14 protein-coding genes and 2 pseudogenes are annotated in these 16379 nt (G+C 59.7%); 11 read left to right on the top strand and 5 right to left on the bottom strand.

What is annotated here, in order from left to right:
• The 5 genes from DEA8626_RS21610 to DEA8626_RS15035 form a co-directional block, all read left to right on the top strand.
• On the top strand, window positions 1–90 hold a 90-nt coding region (locus DEA8626_RS21610; protein ID WP_146188880.1), incomplete at its 5' end, for a DUF481 domain-containing protein.
• Window positions 91–164: 74 nt separating this feature from the next.
• Complete coding sequence (locus tag DEA8626_RS15050) at window positions 165–599, top strand: hypothetical protein (RefSeq protein WP_108854029.1); 435 nt, start codon at window positions 165–167, stop codon at window positions 597–599.
• A gap of 78 nt (window positions 600–677) precedes the next feature.
• Window positions 678–1997 (top strand): mechanosensitive ion channel family protein, encoded by a 1320-nt coding sequence (locus DEA8626_RS15045; protein WP_108854028.1) that lies wholly within the window; start codon window positions 678–680, stop codon window positions 1995–1997.
• A gap of 42 nt (window positions 1998–2039) precedes the next feature.
• Complete coding sequence (mgtE, locus tag DEA8626_RS15040; RefSeq protein WP_108854027.1) at window positions 2040–3422, top strand: magnesium transporter; 1383 nt, start codon at window positions 2040–2042, stop codon at window positions 3420–3422.
• Between the two features lie 237 nt (window positions 3423–3659).
• Window positions 3660–4781 carry a mandelate racemase/muconate lactonizing enzyme family protein gene (locus DEA8626_RS15035; protein WP_108854026.1) on the top strand — a complete coding sequence of 374 codons (1122 nt, stop codon included), beginning with the start codon at window positions 3660–3662 and terminating at the stop codon, window positions 4779–4781.
• Between the two features lie 767 nt (window positions 4782–5548).
• Here the strand turns inward: DEA8626_RS15035 and DEA8626_RS21765 are convergent.
• Entirely contained in the window at window positions 5549–5779 is a 231-nt protein-coding gene (locus DEA8626_RS21765; RefSeq protein WP_369021457.1) for a universal stress protein, read from the bottom strand.
• A gap of 894 nt (window positions 5780–6673) precedes the next feature.
• Here DEA8626_RS21765 and DEA8626_RS15025 point away from each other — a divergent pair.
• A complete protein-coding gene (locus DEA8626_RS15025) occupies window positions 6674–8074 on the top strand; it encodes a selenium-binding protein SBP56-related protein (RefSeq protein WP_108854024.1) in 1401 nt (466 codons plus the stop codon).
• Window positions 8075–8087: 13 nt separating this feature from the next.
• Window positions 8088–8744 (top strand): hypothetical protein, encoded by a 657-nt coding sequence (locus DEA8626_RS15020; protein WP_108854023.1) that lies wholly within the window; start codon window positions 8088–8090, stop codon window positions 8742–8744.
• A 138-nt stretch (window positions 8745–8882) separates the two neighbouring features.
• Here the strand turns inward: DEA8626_RS15020 and DEA8626_RS15015 are convergent.
• Together DEA8626_RS15015 and DEA8626_RS15005 are read right to left on the bottom strand one after the other, a co-directional pair.
• A pseudogene (locus DEA8626_RS15015) lies at window positions 8883–9122 on the bottom strand (integrase core domain-containing protein); the annotation flags it as partial.
• A 994-nt stretch (window positions 9123–10116) separates the two neighbouring features.
• Entirely contained in the window at window positions 10117–10857 is a 741-nt protein-coding gene (locus DEA8626_RS15005; protein ID WP_108854022.1) for an SDR family oxidoreductase, read from the bottom strand.
• A 181-nt stretch (window positions 10858–11038) separates the two neighbouring features.
• Between DEA8626_RS15005 and DEA8626_RS15000 the strand changes: the two genes are divergently transcribed.
• The 4 genes and pseudogenes from DEA8626_RS15000 (at window position 11039) to DEA8626_RS14985 (ending at window position 14642) form a co-directional block, all read left to right on the top strand.
• Window positions 11039–11953 carry an AraC family transcriptional regulator gene (locus DEA8626_RS15000; RefSeq protein WP_181366458.1) on the top strand — a complete coding sequence of 305 codons (915 nt, stop codon included), beginning with the start codon at window positions 11039–11041 and terminating at the stop codon, window positions 11951–11953.
• Window positions 11954–11989: 36 nt separating this feature from the next.
• Window positions 11990–13009: a zinc-dependent alcohol dehydrogenase family protein gene (locus DEA8626_RS14995; RefSeq protein ID WP_219929204.1), complete on the top strand. Its 1020-nt coding sequence runs from the start codon at window positions 11990–11992 to the stop codon at window positions 13007–13009.
• 79 nt (window positions 13010–13088) lie between these two features.
• Window positions 13089–13439: an aldo/keto reductase gene (locus tag DEA8626_RS14990; protein WP_219929203.1), complete on the top strand. Its 351-nt coding sequence runs from the start codon at window positions 13089–13091 to the stop codon at window positions 13437–13439.
• 13 nt (window positions 13440–13452) lie between these two features.
• Window positions 13453–14642, top strand: a pseudogene (locus DEA8626_RS14985) (IS3 family transposase).
• A 476-nt stretch (window positions 14643–15118) separates the two neighbouring features.
• Here DEA8626_RS14985 and DEA8626_RS14980 read toward each other — a convergent pair.
• Together DEA8626_RS14980 and DEA8626_RS21605 are read right to left on the bottom strand one after the other, a co-directional pair.
• Complete coding sequence (locus tag DEA8626_RS14980) at window positions 15119–15490, bottom strand: IS66 family transposase (RefSeq protein ID WP_281261497.1); 372 nt, start codon at window positions 15488–15490, stop codon at window positions 15119–15121.
• A 4-nt stretch (window positions 15491–15494) separates the two neighbouring features.
• Window positions 15495–16214, bottom strand: a complete 720-nt coding sequence (locus DEA8626_RS21605) for a helix-turn-helix transcriptional regulator (protein ID WP_108854020.1) — start codon at window positions 16212–16214, stop codon at window positions 15495–15497.
• Between the last annotated feature and the right edge of the window lie 165 nt (window positions 16215–16379).

The following is a 16379-nucleotide window of genomic DNA, read 5'->3' as shown; positions in this document are numbered from 1 at the left end:
TACCGGACCGAATACGACACCGATCCGCTGCCGGGCCTGAAGAGCACCGATAACACGCTCAACGTGTCGCTGGTCTACAGCTTCAACTAAAGAGCGGACCCCTCGTTTGATCATGACTGGGGCGGTGCAACCCGCCCCTTTTTCTTCAACTGAGGAAAAATCAGATGATGGCTACGGAGATTTCAAAGCGCGGCATGCCGGGAGGAGAGGCGCCTGATTGCCGCTTCATCGAAGTGCTGAACGACGCACGGGACGCGCGGCCCTTCGGATACCGGATCGGCGGCATCCGGCCCGGTCCGACGGCGGTCGTTGCGGGACATTCGCCTATCGCACAGGACATCTACGAACGCCTGCTGGACTTGCCGACATTGCCATGGCTGCGCGGTTCGCTTGTGCTGATCACGCTCGACGCACTCGATGTGGCTTCGATTGACGACGAGTTGATCGATCTGATTGGCCCGGTGGACCGAACGCTCCACCTGCCGTTCCCGTCGAGAGAGGACCACGACGAGGCGGTGCGACAAGGCTATTGGACGGTTCTGAAGCTCTGTGCGCAGCTGGGAATGATTTCCGGTCGTGGCGTGAGCATGCCGAGCTGACGCACCACTTACTCGACTGCGGGAGCCACCAAGCTCCGATTCTGACGCGCAGTCGCCGCCATTCCGGGAGTTCGTATCATGGAAGAAATCGACAAGAAGTTCACGCCGATACTCAGCGTCATCGAGAATGCTTGGAACCAAACCCTCGCCGCATCGCTTGACCTGCTCAGCATCGCGCAAATCGTGGCAGTCGTCACTTCGCTGGTTCTTGCAATCCTGTTGAAGCGCGCCGTGGCCCGAGCGATCGGACAGCTGAGAGTCAAGTCGGAAGGCAAACTTCTGCGCCGGGCGCTTCAGACCGCATCTTCGATCAGCTTGCCGATCGCCTGGGTGGTGGGGCTCTGGCTTTCGCTCGCACTTCTGAACGCGGCATCCCAACCGACCGCTCTGGTGCGGCTATTCGCGAGCCTCATCAACGCATGGGTCGTCATTCGCATCCTGTCGATCCTCATCCCCAATCACGTCTTGGCGGGCGTGGTCTCCTGGACGATTTGGGGTATTGCAGCACTGAACGCCGTGCGCCTACTCGATCCGACTATCCTGTGGATGGACAGCGTCCAGTTTTCGAGCGGGTCTGTGCGCGTGACGCTATGGACTGTCGTTCAGGGCGCGGTTGTCACAGGCGTTCTGCTCTGGCTTGCCTACCATTCCTCGGGATTCATCCGCCGCCGGCTTGAGGCCGCGACCGCCCTCAGCCCGACGATGCAGGTCCTGACATCGAAGATTGTTGGTATCGTGCTCATGGTGCTGGCCATCATCTTCGGTGTGCAGGCGGTCGGCATCGACCTGACCGTATTTGCCGTCTTCTCAGGCGCGCTGGGCCTCGGCATCGGTCTCGGCATGCAGCGCACCGTCGCCAATTTCGTGGCGGGTTTCACGATGCTCGCCGACCGTTCGATCAAGCCTGGCGACGTGATCGAGATCATGACAGGCGAAGGCCCGACTTACGGTGAGGTCAAGACGCTCGCCGGTCGCTATGTATCGGTCCGCACCCGTGCGGGCACCGAAACGCTCATTCCGAACGAGCTTCTTATCTCGAATCCGGTGACGAACTGGACCTTTACCGACAAGCGTATTCGCCGCAGCATCATGGTGGGTGTCGCGTATTCGACCGACGTGGAGAAGGCGCAGACGCTCTGCGTTGAGTCGGCGCTCGCCTGCAATCGCGTCCTGAAGGTTCCGAAGCCGCTCTGCCTGATCCGCGGCTTCGGCGAGTCGAGCGTCGATTTGGAGGTTCGTTTCTGGATCTCGGACCCGGAAGAGGGTGTCGCCAACATCGGAAGCGATGTCTATCTCGAGATTTGGAAGGCGTTCCGCGTTCATGGGATCGAAATCCCGTTCCCGCAGCGCGATCTTCATATCAGATCTGGAATTCAACAGTTGGCGGCTGCCGAATAGCTTCGGCGCATCGCTTGAAGGCAGCAAGACGGGAGAGGCGCGATGGATACGGGTATCCTCGAAGTCGAAGACGAACAGGAACTTGAGCTCTCGGATCGCATTGTGAACGCACTTGCGACAGAGAACACGGATGCGCTCGTCGCTCTCCTCGATCCTTTGCCGCTGAGCGAGGCGCTCCGCGAGCTTCTCGCGCTGGAGCCAGAAGACCGTGACCGTGTCCTGTCGCTGGTTCCGCCCGAGCTTGCCGCCGAACTGATCGAAGAGGCTCCGCATGCGGTCGCCACCGATCTCGTCGAGCGGCTCGACCATGCCAGGGCAGCCGAGATCATCGACGAACTCGACTCTGACGTCCAGGCCGACCTGATCGGCGAATTGGACGACGAGGATGCCGAGGACATTCTCGGGCGCCTCGATGCCGAGGATGCGGCTGATGTGCGCCGGCTCGTCGAGTACGAAGACGATACCGCCGGCGGCCTGATGGTAGCCGAAGCCTTCTCGTTCGCCGAAACCGCGACCGTTGGAGCGGTCCTGCGGCGGCTCGCATCCGACGAAGAGGATTTCGAACGCTACCGTGGCCAACATCCTTACATCGTCGATGCCGTCGGGCGCCCCATAGGGGTAGTGTCGCTCCGCGCGCTCCTGACCGCGAAACGCAGTGACAAGCTGACCGAGATCATGGTCGAGCCGCTGACGGTGTCCGTGTTGACCCCGCTCGAGGTTTTACAAGATCTGTTTGATGAACACCCGTTCCTCGGCCTGCCAGTGGTCGAAAAGGACGGACAGTTGGTCGGCGTCGTCTCACGCGCAGCAATCGATGCGGCGACGCTGGAGCGCGCCGAAAGCCAAAGCCTGAAGCAGCATGGACTTGTGGAAGACGAGGTCCGGTCAATGCCGACCTGGCTCAGATCTCGCCGCCGTCTGGCCTGGCTCGCTGCCAACATCGTGCTCAATATCATTGCCGCGAGCGTGATTTCGGCCTATGAGGAAACGCTTGCCGCGGTCATCGCCATAGCGGTCTTCCTGCCGATGGTTTCGGACATGAGCGGCTGTTCGGGCAATCAGGCCGTGGGTGTCACGATGCGCGAACTTTCCCTAGGCTTGGTTCGTCCTGCGGATGCGGTTCGGGTCTGGCTGAAGGAAGTGAGCGTCGGCGCGATCAATGGCCTCGCACTTGGCTGCCTGGTCGGAATCGTGGCTTGGGTCTGGAAGGGCAATCCCTGGCTTGGCGTCGTGATCGGGTTCGCACTCGCGATCAATACGATCATAGCGGTCTCGATCGGGGGTGTTGTGCCGCTTGCGCTCAAGCGGCTCGGCCAAGACCCGGCCGCCGCCTCGGGACCGCTTCTGACCACGATCACCGACATGGCAGGGTTCTTCCTTGTCCTCAGCCTCGCGACCCTGATGATGCCGCTACTGGCGGGTTAGCTATCGAGTATGCATCGAATTGCCTGTCATTGAGACATCTTGGGCACACTACTTCTGCCGAACGGGGCTGCTGGGCGGCGTCTGCGGTTCATAGCGCTGGGCCGAAGGAAAAACCGTGTGGCCCCATCGTCGAAGGGAGCGACGGCGCGGCAGAAAATTTGACAAAACAGCGCAATTCCTTCTCGCTTTCTTCCATTTGGACACGTCAAGATTGCGAACGCGAGAGAGGAGACAAAATTGCGCGATGGACCGGCAAAGTCGAACCAGATCGAGAATGTCGACGTCCGCTTGTTCAACGTTCCGCTGGCCGAAGTGTTGTCCGACGCAAAGCACGGCGATCACACGCATTTCGAGCTGATCACGGCCACCTTGCGCCTGTCCGATGGCTCCGAGGGCACCGGCTACACCTATACCGGCGGCAAGGGCGGCCGAGCAATTGCGGCGATGATCGAGCATGACCTCGCGTCGTTCCTCAACGGCCGCGATGCAACGGCTGTCGAGGCACTTCACGATGCCATGCACTGGCATCTGCACTATGTGGGACGTGGCGGCATCGCATCTTTTTCCATATCGGCGGTGGATATCGCCCTGTGGGATCTTCGCTGCAAGCGGGCGGGCAAGCCGCTCTGGAGGATGGCGGGGGGTGCCTCGGATCGCTGCCGGGCGTATGCCGGCGGTATCGACCTCAATTTCCCATTGCCGAAGCTGCTGGAAAGCGTCCGCAAATATCTTGATCGCGGGTTCAATGGGGTGAAGATCAAGGTCGGTCAGCCGACGCTTGCCGAAGACGTGGCGCGGGTGCGTGCCGTCCGCGAACTCATCGGCCCGGAAATTGCATTCATGGTGGATGCGAACTACTCGATGAACGTGGACGAGGCGATCGCCGCCGCCGAGGCTTTCAAAGCCTATGACATCCTGTGGTTCGAGGAACCGACGATCCCCGATGATTACAATGGTTTCGGCCGCATCGTCGAGGCGACGGGTGTCCCGCTCGCCATGGGCGAGAACCTGCATACGATCCATGAGTTCGAACACGCTTTCGCCGATGCGCGGCTCAGCTTCATACAGCCTGATGCCTCGAATTGCGGCGGCATAACCGGCTGGCTGCGTGTGGCCGAGCTGTCCCGGCGGCACGGCATCCCAGTTTGCAGCCATGGCATGCAGGAGCTTCATGTGAGTCTCGTGTCCGCTCAGCCCAACGCGGGCTGGCTCGAGGTCCACGCCTTTCCGATCGATGAATGCACGACGCGTCCCTTGGCCATCAAGGATCGTATGGCTGTCGCGCCGGACCTACCCGGGATAGGCATAACATTCGACTGGGCGAAGCTTGCAGCTGTGGGTCGTGCGATGCGCGAATGACCAATCCTCGCAGTTGATATTGTCACCGTCGTCTTCGGACAATGGAGTATCGGCGAAGTTTGTCGAGGGTCTCCATGCAGCTCGCGCGCAAGGCCGCTTTGCAGGCAAACTTGGCGCCTAATGGGCAACGCTCGAGGTATTCCCGACGGGCTCCGAGTTTTCCGATATCGAGACGGAGCCGGTCCACTATGAAAAGTGGCGACGCCCTCGCCCGATTGAAGCGGAACTAGATCGATTGATGCCTATTTTCAGAGCAGTCCGAATGAGATCGACTGAATCGGTTCGGATGAAGAAGAGCAATATCCGCGCCGTGGAATTTGCCGATTTTCGTATAGCGTCATCGCGCCCAGCGTTTGGGAGAGAAGGATGGAGAACGCCGATTGGAACGAATTGGCCGCGCTTCCGGGGATCGGCACACCGGAGATGTCGGTTCATTGCCGAATTCGAGACACACGGTTGCAGTTCAAGCACCGTGGCTTTGGTCGAGCGAGAAGCTTCAGTGCTCAAGAGATGCGCTCGGGCGTTGGGCTGATTCTGCGACGGGATGTTTCCGCTCCCAACAGAAGCGGACCATTGGATTCCCAACCGACAGGGTGGTGTTGGAGGCAACCGTAGGGTCGGTCAAGACAGACCGCAGACGAAGCCCAGAACACTGCAAGAAGCGCAACTCAAGAGTTAGCTTCACAGGTCCGCCGGTGCCGGGCTTTCGCGCGATCGAGGACGAGTCACGCCATTGGAATGCCTGGCTCTATTGCTCTTCCGAAACATCAGCGTGACAACAGAATGGGGACCGGGCAGCTCGCAATGACTTTCAAGGTTACGCCGCCCAAGAGATCCAAGCGGAACTTGCTGTACGCATTGGCGCCCACGGCCAGGAGTTGCGGGTCGTGCTCTGCGCAATAGTCCAATATCGCGGCGCCGATGCCGCCTCGGTCTTGCAACCTGACCGCTTCCGCCTTGACTTTGTGGCACGAAGGATGCGCCACAAGGCCGTCCATTGCTGCAGAATCAACGACTTTACTGACCGGCAACAGTGAGCGCTTTGCCGATCCGCTCCTGCCGTCTTGCTGCTGATACTGCGAGTCCTGTCGCCATGTGGGTTGAGGATAGGGCGCAAAAAATGGACGGCCGCTTGGACGGCTCGAAGGATGGCTGCGTGTGCCGCAAGGCTGGGATTGCCGAAGCGATGTTTTGCAACCGGCGCAAGAAGTATGGCGGGCTGATGCCGTCGGAGATGAATCGGCTGAAGCTACTCGAGGAGAAGAACTCGATGCTGAAGCACCTGGTTGCCGACTTCTCGCTGACAAAGCGATGCAGCAGGACGCCATTAAATGAAAGCTCTGCGGCCTGCTCTCCGCCGGGCGCTTTTCGACGATCTCCGGTCCATCCGGGACGTCAGCATCCGCCGCGCCCGCAGTCTTCTGCAACGGCGGTAGCAGTTCAGTTCGGGACGGACTCTACCTCAAAGTGGAGGAAGAAATGGGTTTCAGGTCAGGGCGAGGGCGTCCACCGCTCCACATCCAGTCCAGAGCCTTCAATATCACCTTAAAGTCGAAAGTTCTTGTCGATCAGTCGGCCTATAGTTCATCCAGTTTCTGAATCCCAAGAGTGACTTCGACATCTCGGCCAGACTCGCCGAGCGCTATCGCTTGCACGACCTCGCCAGACCGCACAGCGTCTATGACGTTAAGACAGCTTACTAAGCCCACGGGTAATGGCTATGATCAGCCAAACCGGTGCCTCGCTGGATCAAGCAGGTTGGAGCCGAGTCTTTTGCGACGAGACGGCCCGACCCGAAAAAGCGCGACGCGGCCACAGCCGCCGCCTGCTGCCGCAAGCCCTCCATTTATTCCGGGGGCTTGCGTTGTTCATCAACGTTTTGGGAGGAGAAGATGAACCTGAGACCTGACCCGACGTTCTACCCCTCGGCCAAGCTGGCCATGCAAGGACCGGTGGAAAACCTCGCGTTCACATTGATGCTCAGTCCGGATAGATCACAGCCCGATGGACTCGCGGTCATTGACGTGAATCCCAGTTCGGATTCGTATGGCAAAGTTCTGCACAGCCTTTTCATGCCAAACAAGGGCGACGAATTTCATCATTTTGGATGGAACGCGTGTTCCTCGGCTCTTTCGCCATTGACCGGCCACGCCTTTCTGGAACGCCGTTACCTGATCATTCCCGGAATTCGGTCCTCGCGTATCTACGTGATCGACGTGAAAGAGCCGCTCAAGGCGAAAATTCACAAAGTCATCGAACCCGATGAGCTATTCCGAAAGACCGGCTACTCGCGCCCGCACACCATCCATTGCGGCCCCGAAGGCATCTATGTCAGCACGCTTGGCGGTGGCGGCAAAGACGGCACAGATGGACCTCCGGGCATCTTCATCATGGATTGCGAGACCTTCGAAATTCTCGGCCGCTACGAAATGGACCGGGGCGCACAGGACAAGCACTACGATTTCTGGTGGAACCTGCCGCGTGATTACATGGTCAGTTCCGAATGGGGCCTGCCGCCTCAATTCGAAAACGGCATCGTGCCCGAAGATCTGCTGTCCAACAAATATGGTCACTCAATCCACTTCTGGGATCTTCGCGCGCGCAAGAACATCCAGACCATCGACCTTGGCGAGAACCACCAGATGGCTCTGGAAATCCGGCCCGCCCATGATCCGGCCAAGCAATACGGCTTTTGTGGCGTAGTAGTGGACACGACGAACCTGCAAGGTTCAATTTTCACGTGGTGGCGCAGCGACAACGGCACATTTGAGGCGAAGAAAACCATCACCATCGACCCGCAGCCCGCTGATGCCGACGATTTGCCGGACCTGCTTAAGGGATTTGCCGCCGTACCGCCGCTTGTCACCGATATCGACCTCAGCCTCGACGACAGGTTCCTTTACGTGGCCTGCTGGGGTACGGGTGAGATGCACCAGTACGACGTGAGCGATCCAATGCACCCGAAACTCGCGGGAAAGGTCGAGATTGGCGGCATCGTCAAGAAGACCAAGCACCCGAACGGCAAGGCATTTGGCTATGGCCCGCAGATGGTCGAGATCAGCCGCGACGGCAAGCGCGTCTACTGGACCAACTCGCTCTATTCCACCTGGGACGATCAGTTCTATCCCGGCGACCGGGGCGCAGCGATGGTCATGGCGAATGTTGGCGAAAAAGGCGGCTTGAACTTGGAGAAGAACTTCTGGGTCGACTTCCCCAAGGGCTACCGCAGTCATCAGATCCGCCTTGAGGGCGGCGACTGCTCGACCGACAGCTTCTGCTACCCGTCGGCCTGAGGTGGACACACTGATGAACACGGCGGCCCTTTGGTGGGCCGTCGTGACAATCGGCGTCTATCACGGTCTGAACCCTGCGATGGGCTGGCCGCTGGCGGTGTCATCCGCCCTGATGGAACGACGTGGATATGCCCTGCCGCAGGCTCTGATTGCCTTGGGGACGGGCCATTTCGTTTCGATGACGGTGATCCTGTTGCCATTTTCGCTCATGACGGCGTTGGTTCAGTGGGAACGCGAAATCCGCCTCGCTGCGGCGGGGGTTGTGATTGCCATGGGGATGTTCCTGCTCACGTACCGGCGCCACCCCCGTTTCTTGTCCCGCGTGCCGCCGTCGCGGCTCGTCCTGTGGTCTTTCCTGGCAGCTTTCGCTCACGGCGCAGGTCTGATGCTGGTGCCGATGTATCTTGGGCTTTGCCGAACAGAAACGCTGGATACCGGGCACCAGGCGGCGGTTTCACTCATGGCCGGCAACATCGGCACGGCGCTGCTTGTCGCCGCAGCGCATACCGCAGCAATGATCGTGGCTGGCGGAGCGTTAGCCGTCACGTTCTATGTCTGGCTCGGTTTGCGATTCCTATCGAGGACCTGGTTCAATCTCGATCTGCTCTGGGCGCTGTCCCTAATCTTGGTAGGATCCGTCGGACTGTCCGGCGCATTGGGTTCCGCGTGACTTGCACCGGCATAAGCCAATTGGGTGTGGGGACTAAAATATTCGAATGCGGATGAAGCTTCCCTTTGGGTCTTGCCGCCTGAAACTGCACCGCACTGACGGCAAGATTTCGGGCACATTGACCTATGAGCTGTCCACTTAACCTTCTTGGCTGACGAATGACATGACGGTTTCGATTGGCCGTCGGCCTTGGTTGCGGTAGCCCAGATGCGGGCGTTCGGTGTTGTAGTGGACGAGCCAGGCGTCGAGGTCGGCCTGCAAGGCGTCGACGGTTTCGTAGAAGGTCTCGCGCATCTTCACCCGGAAGAACTCGTCGAGGACGGTGCCGTTGAAGCGCTCGACGAAGCCGTTCGTCTTGGGCGACTTCACCCTGGTCCGCAACACTGTTAGGCAATCGTGACGGCGAATGGCCTAACCATAAGCAGGAGAAACGCGCGTCCATTCTTATGTCGCCTGACTACATGTAAGCCATGGGTGTGCTGTTCGACCGAGAGATGTATAGATAGCCTGACATATTCGACCAGAAGACGCCAATTGCGGTACTATCCGAACCGGAAACCGCCCTTTTGACGGCAGGCTCGGGCTGAACTTTCCGAGCTGATTTCGCCTTTTCTGACGCGCCGCCAACTATGTGAGAAGCGCGACGGCCGAGACGCGGGGCACGCCTGCGCTTTACAGGGGCTATGTAGACCAGCTCACCGCAACACTTTCGAACGAAGGCGTGGTCGGTCGCGCGAGCGAAGAGCTACACAAGATCATTGATCGTGTCGTGGTTCGCCACGACGTGAACCGTGATGTGCACGAACTCGAAATTGAGGGCGATCTCGTTGAACTTCTGTCCAAAGCAAAACCCGCCGGAGAGGCGGGCTATGTCGCTTCGAGAAGTTCGCCAAAGTTGGTTGCGGGGGCACGCATTGGCCTTGACCGAACTCACGCCCGACTTAGGTAGGGTCCCCAACGATGACCGAAGAGGGAGGATTCCGGAAGTTCGCCGCAGGAGCGAACTGACTTGGGACCCACTGTGGAAGCGGACTTTCAGCGGCGCCTCCAACGGCAAGAGTTGCCGGACTCTACGAAAATGCAAAATGGGCAAGTGGAAGGCAGCCAGGAGGTTCGATTAGCGCGCGGCGCGAAGGAAAAATGATTGTTGGTCAGGGCACTGTCGCCAAAAGTCTGACTGATCTCGGTTTTCCCCCTGCACTGCCTGACCTACCAACTGCGGGCCTTCAGATAGAAAGTCGGCACATGGCGGTGGATATAGAGAGTTTCGAGGGAGCTCTTTGACCCGCTCTTCCTATGCAGACCACGCGTACGGAGGAAACATTTGGCCGTGCGCTGGCCAAAGGGCCCTGTAGGCCCCTGGGCCTCATGGTCAGAATTCCTGCACAGTCGGGCGGAGGACGATTTCGTTGATGTCGACGTCAGCGGGTTGCGAGATTGCGTAGGCGATGGCGCGCGCTACCGAGTCAGCCGGGATGGCCTGCTTGTAGAATTCCTGTACGAAGTTCGAGCTTTCCTCATGCGAGGATCCGAACTTCAACTCGGAATCGACCGCGCCGGGCTCGATCGTGGTGGTGCGGATCGCACCTCCGACTTCCTGACGAAGCCCTTCGGAGATCGCGCGCACGGCGAATTTCGTGCCGCTGTACACCGTACCACCCGGCGCAAACACCTTGATGCCGGCAACCGAGGCGATGTTGATGAAGTGGCCAGCGCCCTGGGCCTGAAAGATCGGAAGGGCGGCGGCAACGCCATACAGGACGCCCTTGATGTTGATGTCGATCATGCGATCCCATTCGTCGACCTTTGACTCGGTCAGCGGTGCAATCGACATCAGCCCCGCATTGTTGACCAGTACATCGACACGGCCAAAGGCGTTCATTGCCTCTTTAAAGATTTCGTCCACGTCTGATTGCTTGGTCACGTCGGCCTGAACCACCAGGACTTCGGTGCCGCTGCTGCGCAGGTCTTCGGCGATTGCTTCCATTCGGTCCTTGCGACGCGCAGCCAATACGATGTGTGCGCCAAGGCCGGCCAGATGGCGGGCCGTCGCTTCGCCAAGCCCGCTGCTACCACCGGTGATGACCACGACTTTGCCGTTGATGTTGTCCATGTTCTTTTCCGTATCTTGTGGAACGGCACCGTGCCGTTCGATGGGCAGAACCTATGGATGGTCAGGCCGCGCCGACATGCCTGTTGCGGTCAATGATTTGCCTATTCCTGCTCGCAGTGACGATTTGTGGGCGACAAGAGGCGAATTATTGATATGAAGCAGCATGTCGATACGAATTGATATGACGGACTTCAGGGACGTGATGCAGCGACAGGGGCTGACATCCGGTGCTGGCCTTCGGGAAACATTGATCCCCGGTGTCCGGGTCTTTTGGGCTTATGAGCAGGGTCCGCCGACGCCGCTGATCTATGAGGCAGGGATCGTGCTGGTCTTTCAGGGGCACAAGATCGGATATCTGGGTGACCAGGTATTTCGCTATGATGCCGACAATTACCTTGTACTCGGTCTGCCACTGCCCTTCGAATGCGCGACCTTCGCCACCGCGAAAGAGCCGCTGTTCGGCCTGTTTGTCGATATCGACCGCACCGAGCTGGCGGGGATGGTGGCATCGGTCAAGGATATCCAATCAGATGCAATTCAGCCCCATGATCTGGGTCTGGCGGTCAAACCGGCCCCGCATTCCGACGAAACCCGTGATGTGGCGGGCAGGCTGCTGGGGCTGCTGACCGATCCGGCAGCGGCGGCGATCCTTGGCGATGCGACCCGGCGCGAGGTAGTGTTTCATGCGCTGCGCGGGCCGAAGTCCGGATTGCTGAGCGCGGTGGCCGGGGCGGCCACGCTGGACGACCGCATCGACCGCAGCATCGCCATGATCCGCAGGGATTTCGCATCAAACGTCGCGGTGCAGGAAATGGCGGAACTTTCGGGGATGAGCCAATCGGCCTTTCACCGCCAGTTCCGCGACCGGACAGGGCATTCGCCGATACAGTTCCTCAAGCGGATCCGCCTGCACCATGCCCGCCGCATGATCGCGTTTGAAAACGCGCGGATCAGCGATGCCGCCATGCGGGTGGGGTACGAAAGCGTTTCGCAGTTCAGCCGTGAATACAAACGCCTGTTCAGCGAAGTGCCAACACACGCACGCGCCAATGCGCGGACCAATCCCGCGGCCTATTCCGATCCGATGCGGTTTTAGGCGGCCAACCTCAATGCCAAAGAAAAGGTGAAAGACATGAGCCAGGACATGAAGGTTATCGAGGCGACGGAGTTCGCGCTTGAAGGCTTGCAGGAATCGCGCCGCCCGATCCCGACCGCCGGGCCGGGCGAAATCCTGGTCAAGGTCAAGGCGGCCAGCCTGAACTACCGCGATATCGCGGTGATGTCGGGCACATATCTGCCGGGTTTACAGCTTCCTTATGTCCCCGTGTCCGATTGCGCGGGCGCGGTGGTCGCCGTGGGGGATGGCGTGACGCGGTTCGCCACCGGTGACCGCGTGATCCCCTGCTACATACAGGGGTGGCAAAACGGAGATCTCACCCAGAAGCAGCGCAAAGAGCAAACGCTGGGCGCGCCTTTGGACGGTGTCTTGCAGGAATACATCGTTGTTCCGGCGGAAAACGCGGTGCCAACGCCCGCCATATTGACCGATGAAGAGGCCGCCACCCTACCCATCGCTGCATTGACCGCGTGGCATTGCCTGCAATCGGGTGGTGTCGCGCCCGGCAAGAAAGTTCTGGTTCAGGGCAGCGGCGGCGTCGCACTGTTTGCGTTGCAGTTTGCCAAGGCGCTTGGCGCGACGGTTGTGGCGCTAACGTCATCGTCGGGAAAAGCGGACTTCCTGACCGGGCTGGGCGCGGATCACGTGATCAACTACCGGGACGTGCCCGAATGGGCAGGTGCAGTGCGCGAAGCGACGGGCGGCACGGGTGTCGACATCATCGTCGAAACAACGGGCACGTCGATGCCGCAATCGCTGAACGCCTGCGCTTTCGGCGGGTTCATCGGTGTCATCGGCTTTGTCGGCGGATACGAAACCAGCCTTGATATTCGTCAGTTGATCGGCCCCAAGATCCGCTTGGAAGGCATCGTCGTCGGGTCGCGCGCCATGATGGAGGACATGATCCAAGCCATCGAACAGCACGCCCTGCACCCGGTGATCGCCGAGCGTTTTTCCTGGCTATCGATCGTCGACGCTTTCGATGCCCTGAAAGCGGGCGACAAGCCCGGCAAGATCGTTCTTCAGGTTGCCTGAAGACACAAGGCCGGGGTCCGATGCGCCGGGGACCGGGCCTGAGAACAACTGGAAATACGATTGGAGGAATTTGAAACCGATGTTGAAACAAAAACAGATTGGCCGTTCGGGCCTGTGGGTTTCGGAGCTCTGCCTGGGCTGCATGAGCTTCGGCGACCCGGCGAAAGAACGCGCCTGGGCGCTTCCACAGGATCAGGCGCTGCCCCTGATCCACAGGGCCTATGAGGCCGGGATCAATTTCTTCGACACCGCGAACGTCTATTCCGCCGGGACCTCGGAAGAAATCCTCGGCAACGTGCTGTGGGACATGGCGCCGCGCGAGGAAATCGTGCTTGCCACCAAGGTCTTCGGCGATCCGCGACCGGAACGGCAGGGGCTATCCCGCCGGCTGATTTTCCAGCAGATCGAAGAGGTGGCTCGGGAAAACTGAACGGCTGAGTTAGGTGGATTCTCCGCTCCCAAACCGGCAGCGTGGCCGGGAAGAAGGAGCGAAGACGACCAGACGACCCAGACGGAACCACAGCCCTGCATTCAAGGCTAAAGTCGCGTTGGCTGCATTGAAGGGCGACAAGACGATGAGCGAACTGGCGACGCATTTCGACGTGCATCCGAACCAGATCAAGCAATGGAAAGATCAGCACCTCGGTGGCGTGACGGACGTCTTCGACGACAAGCCCAAGGCGACGAAAGAGCCTGAGATTGACGTCAAATCGCTGCATGCAAAGATTGGCCAACTGACGCTGGAGAATGATTTTTTGGAAGGAGCGCTCGACAAGGCCGGCCTGTTGCCGAGCGCAAAGAAATAACGGATCGCAGTCACAAGCTGAGCCTGGCACGGCAGGCCGAACTGCTCGGGATCAGCCGTGGCAGCCTCTACTATGAGCCTCGTCCAACCAGCGAAGACGACCTCAGGCTGATGCGCCGGATCGACGAGTTGCACATGGAATTCCCGTTTGCCGGCAGCCGGATGATGAAGGGCCTTCTGCGCCAGGAAGGCTTCACGGCCGGGCGGTTGCATGTCGCCACGCTGATGAAGACCATGGGCATCGAGGCCTTGTATCGGCGTCCCAGCACGTCGAAACCCGCGCCCGGCCATAAGGTCTATCCGTATCTTCTGCGGAAACTGGCCGTGACCCGGCCAAACCAGGTCTGGGCGATGGACATCACGTATACTCCGATGGCTCGGGGCTTTGTCTATCTCGTCGCCGTTTTGAACTGGTTCAGCCGAAAGGTGCTAGCTTGGCGGTTGTCGGTCACCCTGGAAACCGGACCCTGCATAGAAGCTCTGAAAGAAGCGATGCGCCGGCATGGAAAGCCCGAGATCATGAACACCGACCAAGGCAGCCAGTTCACGTCGATCGACTTCATCAAGGTGCTGAAGGATGGCGAGATCCAGATCAGCATGGATGGCAAGGGCGCGTGGCGCGACAACGTCTTCGTTGAGCGGCTCTAGCGAACGATCAAATACGAAGAGGTCTACCTGCGGGCCTATGACAGCGTGTCAGCCGCCCGCGAAAGCCTGCGTCGCTACATCAATTTCTACAACTCAAGGAGGCCGCATTCATCGCTGGACGGGCAGACGCCCGATCAGGCATATTACAACCCGCCTACGCCAATCCTGGTGGCGGCATAATCGGGCGGAAAATCCACTTACGAAACGGCTCGAAACTGTTCAAACCAACCGAGCCACCTCTAGGGGGCAATCACCGCCATGATCGAACTCGCCCAGCCGGAGGCGGGCAAGTCGCTTGATCCGTGTTCGGTGAAAGTGGTTGCGGGGGCTCGCAACTCACGATTTCTGCGGTTGGTGGAGAGCGTGGTCCCGCGACTTGTCGTGTAGAATTGGCAAGCGTGGCGTAAAAATGTGCGGAGGACGTGATTTCAACTTTCGCGCCTACAAACGAACGCGCCGACACGCCCTATGCACACGATCCGCACATGCTGACTGCCTAACCGCTTACGGCCACTTCGGTTTCGGCCCGATCCTCCAGAAGCCAGCAGACATTCTCCGGTCGAGTTCGATCTGGAGTGCGATTGCCGGCGGGGACCGACCGAGACAATGTACTCAACAACCAAGGCTTGACGCGTGGTAAGCGCTCAGCCGGCGCCCTATGCGGCGAGGCTTGATGCGGGTGCGAAGTTCCAGGGCATGAGGTCGTCGATGCCGCTCTTGGGGTGTCCGTCGAGCAGAGCGCGCAGCGTGTTGGTGAGATAGCTGACCGGGTCGATATTGGTCATCTTGCAGTTGGCGATGAGGCTGACGAGCATCGCCCAGTTCTCGGCGCCGACCTCGTGCCCGGCGAAGAGTGCATTTTTCCGCGTCAGGGCAATTTTACTGATCTGGTTCTCGACCGGGTTGGTGTCCAGCTCCAGCCGGCCGTCGTTCAGGAACCGGGTCAGGCCAGGCCAGCGCGCGAGCGTGTAGCGGATGTCCTCGGCCAGTTTCGAGGACCTCGAGAATGCACGAGAGCTGCGCCTCACTCAATCACCTTTTCTGAGATGGATACCGTAGCTCGAAACGATGCTCTCCACGGGAACAGGCACCTGAGTTACGCCATGGTGCTCCAGAAGGCTCGGCGCGCATGACGCGGCCGGGAATGGCGCCCCGGCGCGGGACTTCGAGCTTTTCGAGAATGGCGTGCACGTGGTTCTTCACCGTGCCGATGCTGCGGTTGAGCTCGTTCGCGATTTCCTTGTTGCTCAGGCCGTCGCAGACCAGTCCGCACACTTCGCGCTCGCGCCGTGTGAGCGTCTCGACCTCGGGCCAGTCCTCGACCGTGCGGGGGCCCAGGCTGGTGTGCAGCTTCTGGAAGAGTCCCGCCGCCGCCCTGGGCGCCAGCTTGACCTCGCCGCGGCAGGCGGACCGAATGATCCCGGAAAGCTCGGAAAGCGCCGTGCCGGTCGGCGCCACCCCCGCGAAGCCAAGACGGGCGCAGTCGAGAAGGGCTTCGCCGTCCGCCTCATCCACGCCCAGCGCCACGAAGCACGCATCGGGCGCACAGGCCATCAAGGCCTCCACCACGACCGGCCCGTCGATCGAGGAGAGATCGACGAGGATCGCCGATCCCGGACACTCGCTGTTCAGTTCCGCAAGGCGCGGGATGTCTGACGCGAAGACCACCCTGGTCACGTCCTTTTCGCGCGAAAGCCCTCGCTCAAGGCACTCACCGAACAACCTGTTCTCGGAGTAGATCAGCACATTCATGCAATCTCTCCAGGCAAATATGACCTAAAAATTATTACAACCATAGCATGAAATTGCCCGGGCTCCGAACAATGTTTCTAGGCTTTCACGGTTTTTCACTGTTTATCCAGTGACCGAGGATCAGTTCCCGTGCTGACGATTTCCACCTCGGACCACGCGCTTACC

The organism is Defluviimonas aquaemixtae (assembly GCF_900302475.1).
Lineage (GTDB): Bacteria > Pseudomonadota > Alphaproteobacteria > Rhodobacterales > Rhodobacteraceae > Albidovulum > Albidovulum aquaemixtae.
The sequence above is the reverse complement of the archived record's forward strand: the minus strand, read 5'-3'. Positions and strand labels throughout refer to the sequence as shown.

Coding starts and splice junctions, on each gene's coding strand:
- DEA8626_RS15045 (WP_108854028.1), top strand. CDS start 678: ATGGAAGAAATCGACAAGAAGTTCACGCCGATACTCAGCGTCATCGAG.
- DEA8626_RS21605 (WP_108854020.1), bottom strand. CDS start 16,214: ATGAATGTGCTGATCTACTCCGAGAACAGGTTGTTCGGTGAGTGCCTT.
- DEA8626_RS15050 (WP_108854029.1), top strand. CDS start 165: ATGATGGCTACGGAGATTTCAAAGCGCGGCATGCCGGGAGGAGAGGCG.
- DEA8626_RS15025 (WP_108854024.1), top strand. CDS start 6,674: ATGAACCTGAGACCTGACCCGACGTTCTACCCCTCGGCCAAGCTGGCC.
- DEA8626_RS14995 (WP_219929204.1), top strand. CDS start 11,990: ATGAGCCAGGACATGAAGGTTATCGAGGCGACGGAGTTCGCGCTTGAA.
- mgtE (WP_108854027.1), top strand. CDS start 2,040: ATGGATACGGGTATCCTCGAAGTCGAAGACGAACAGGAACTTGAGCTC.
- DEA8626_RS14990 (WP_219929203.1), top strand. CDS start 13,089: ATGTTGAAACAAAAACAGATTGGCCGTTCGGGCCTGTGGGTTTCGGAG.
- DEA8626_RS15000 (WP_181366458.1), top strand. CDS start 11,039: ATGACGGACTTCAGGGACGTGATGCAGCGACAGGGGCTGACATCCGGT.
- DEA8626_RS15020 (WP_108854023.1), top strand. CDS start 8,088: ATGAACACGGCGGCCCTTTGGTGGGCCGTCGTGACAATCGGCGTCTAT.
- DEA8626_RS15005 (WP_108854022.1), bottom strand. CDS start 10,857: ATGGACAACATCAACGGCAAAGTCGTGGTCATCACCGGTGGTAGCAGC.
- DEA8626_RS21765 (WP_369021457.1), bottom strand. CDS start 5,779: ATGGACGGCCTTGTGGCGCATCCTTCGTGCCACAAAGTCAAGGCGGAA.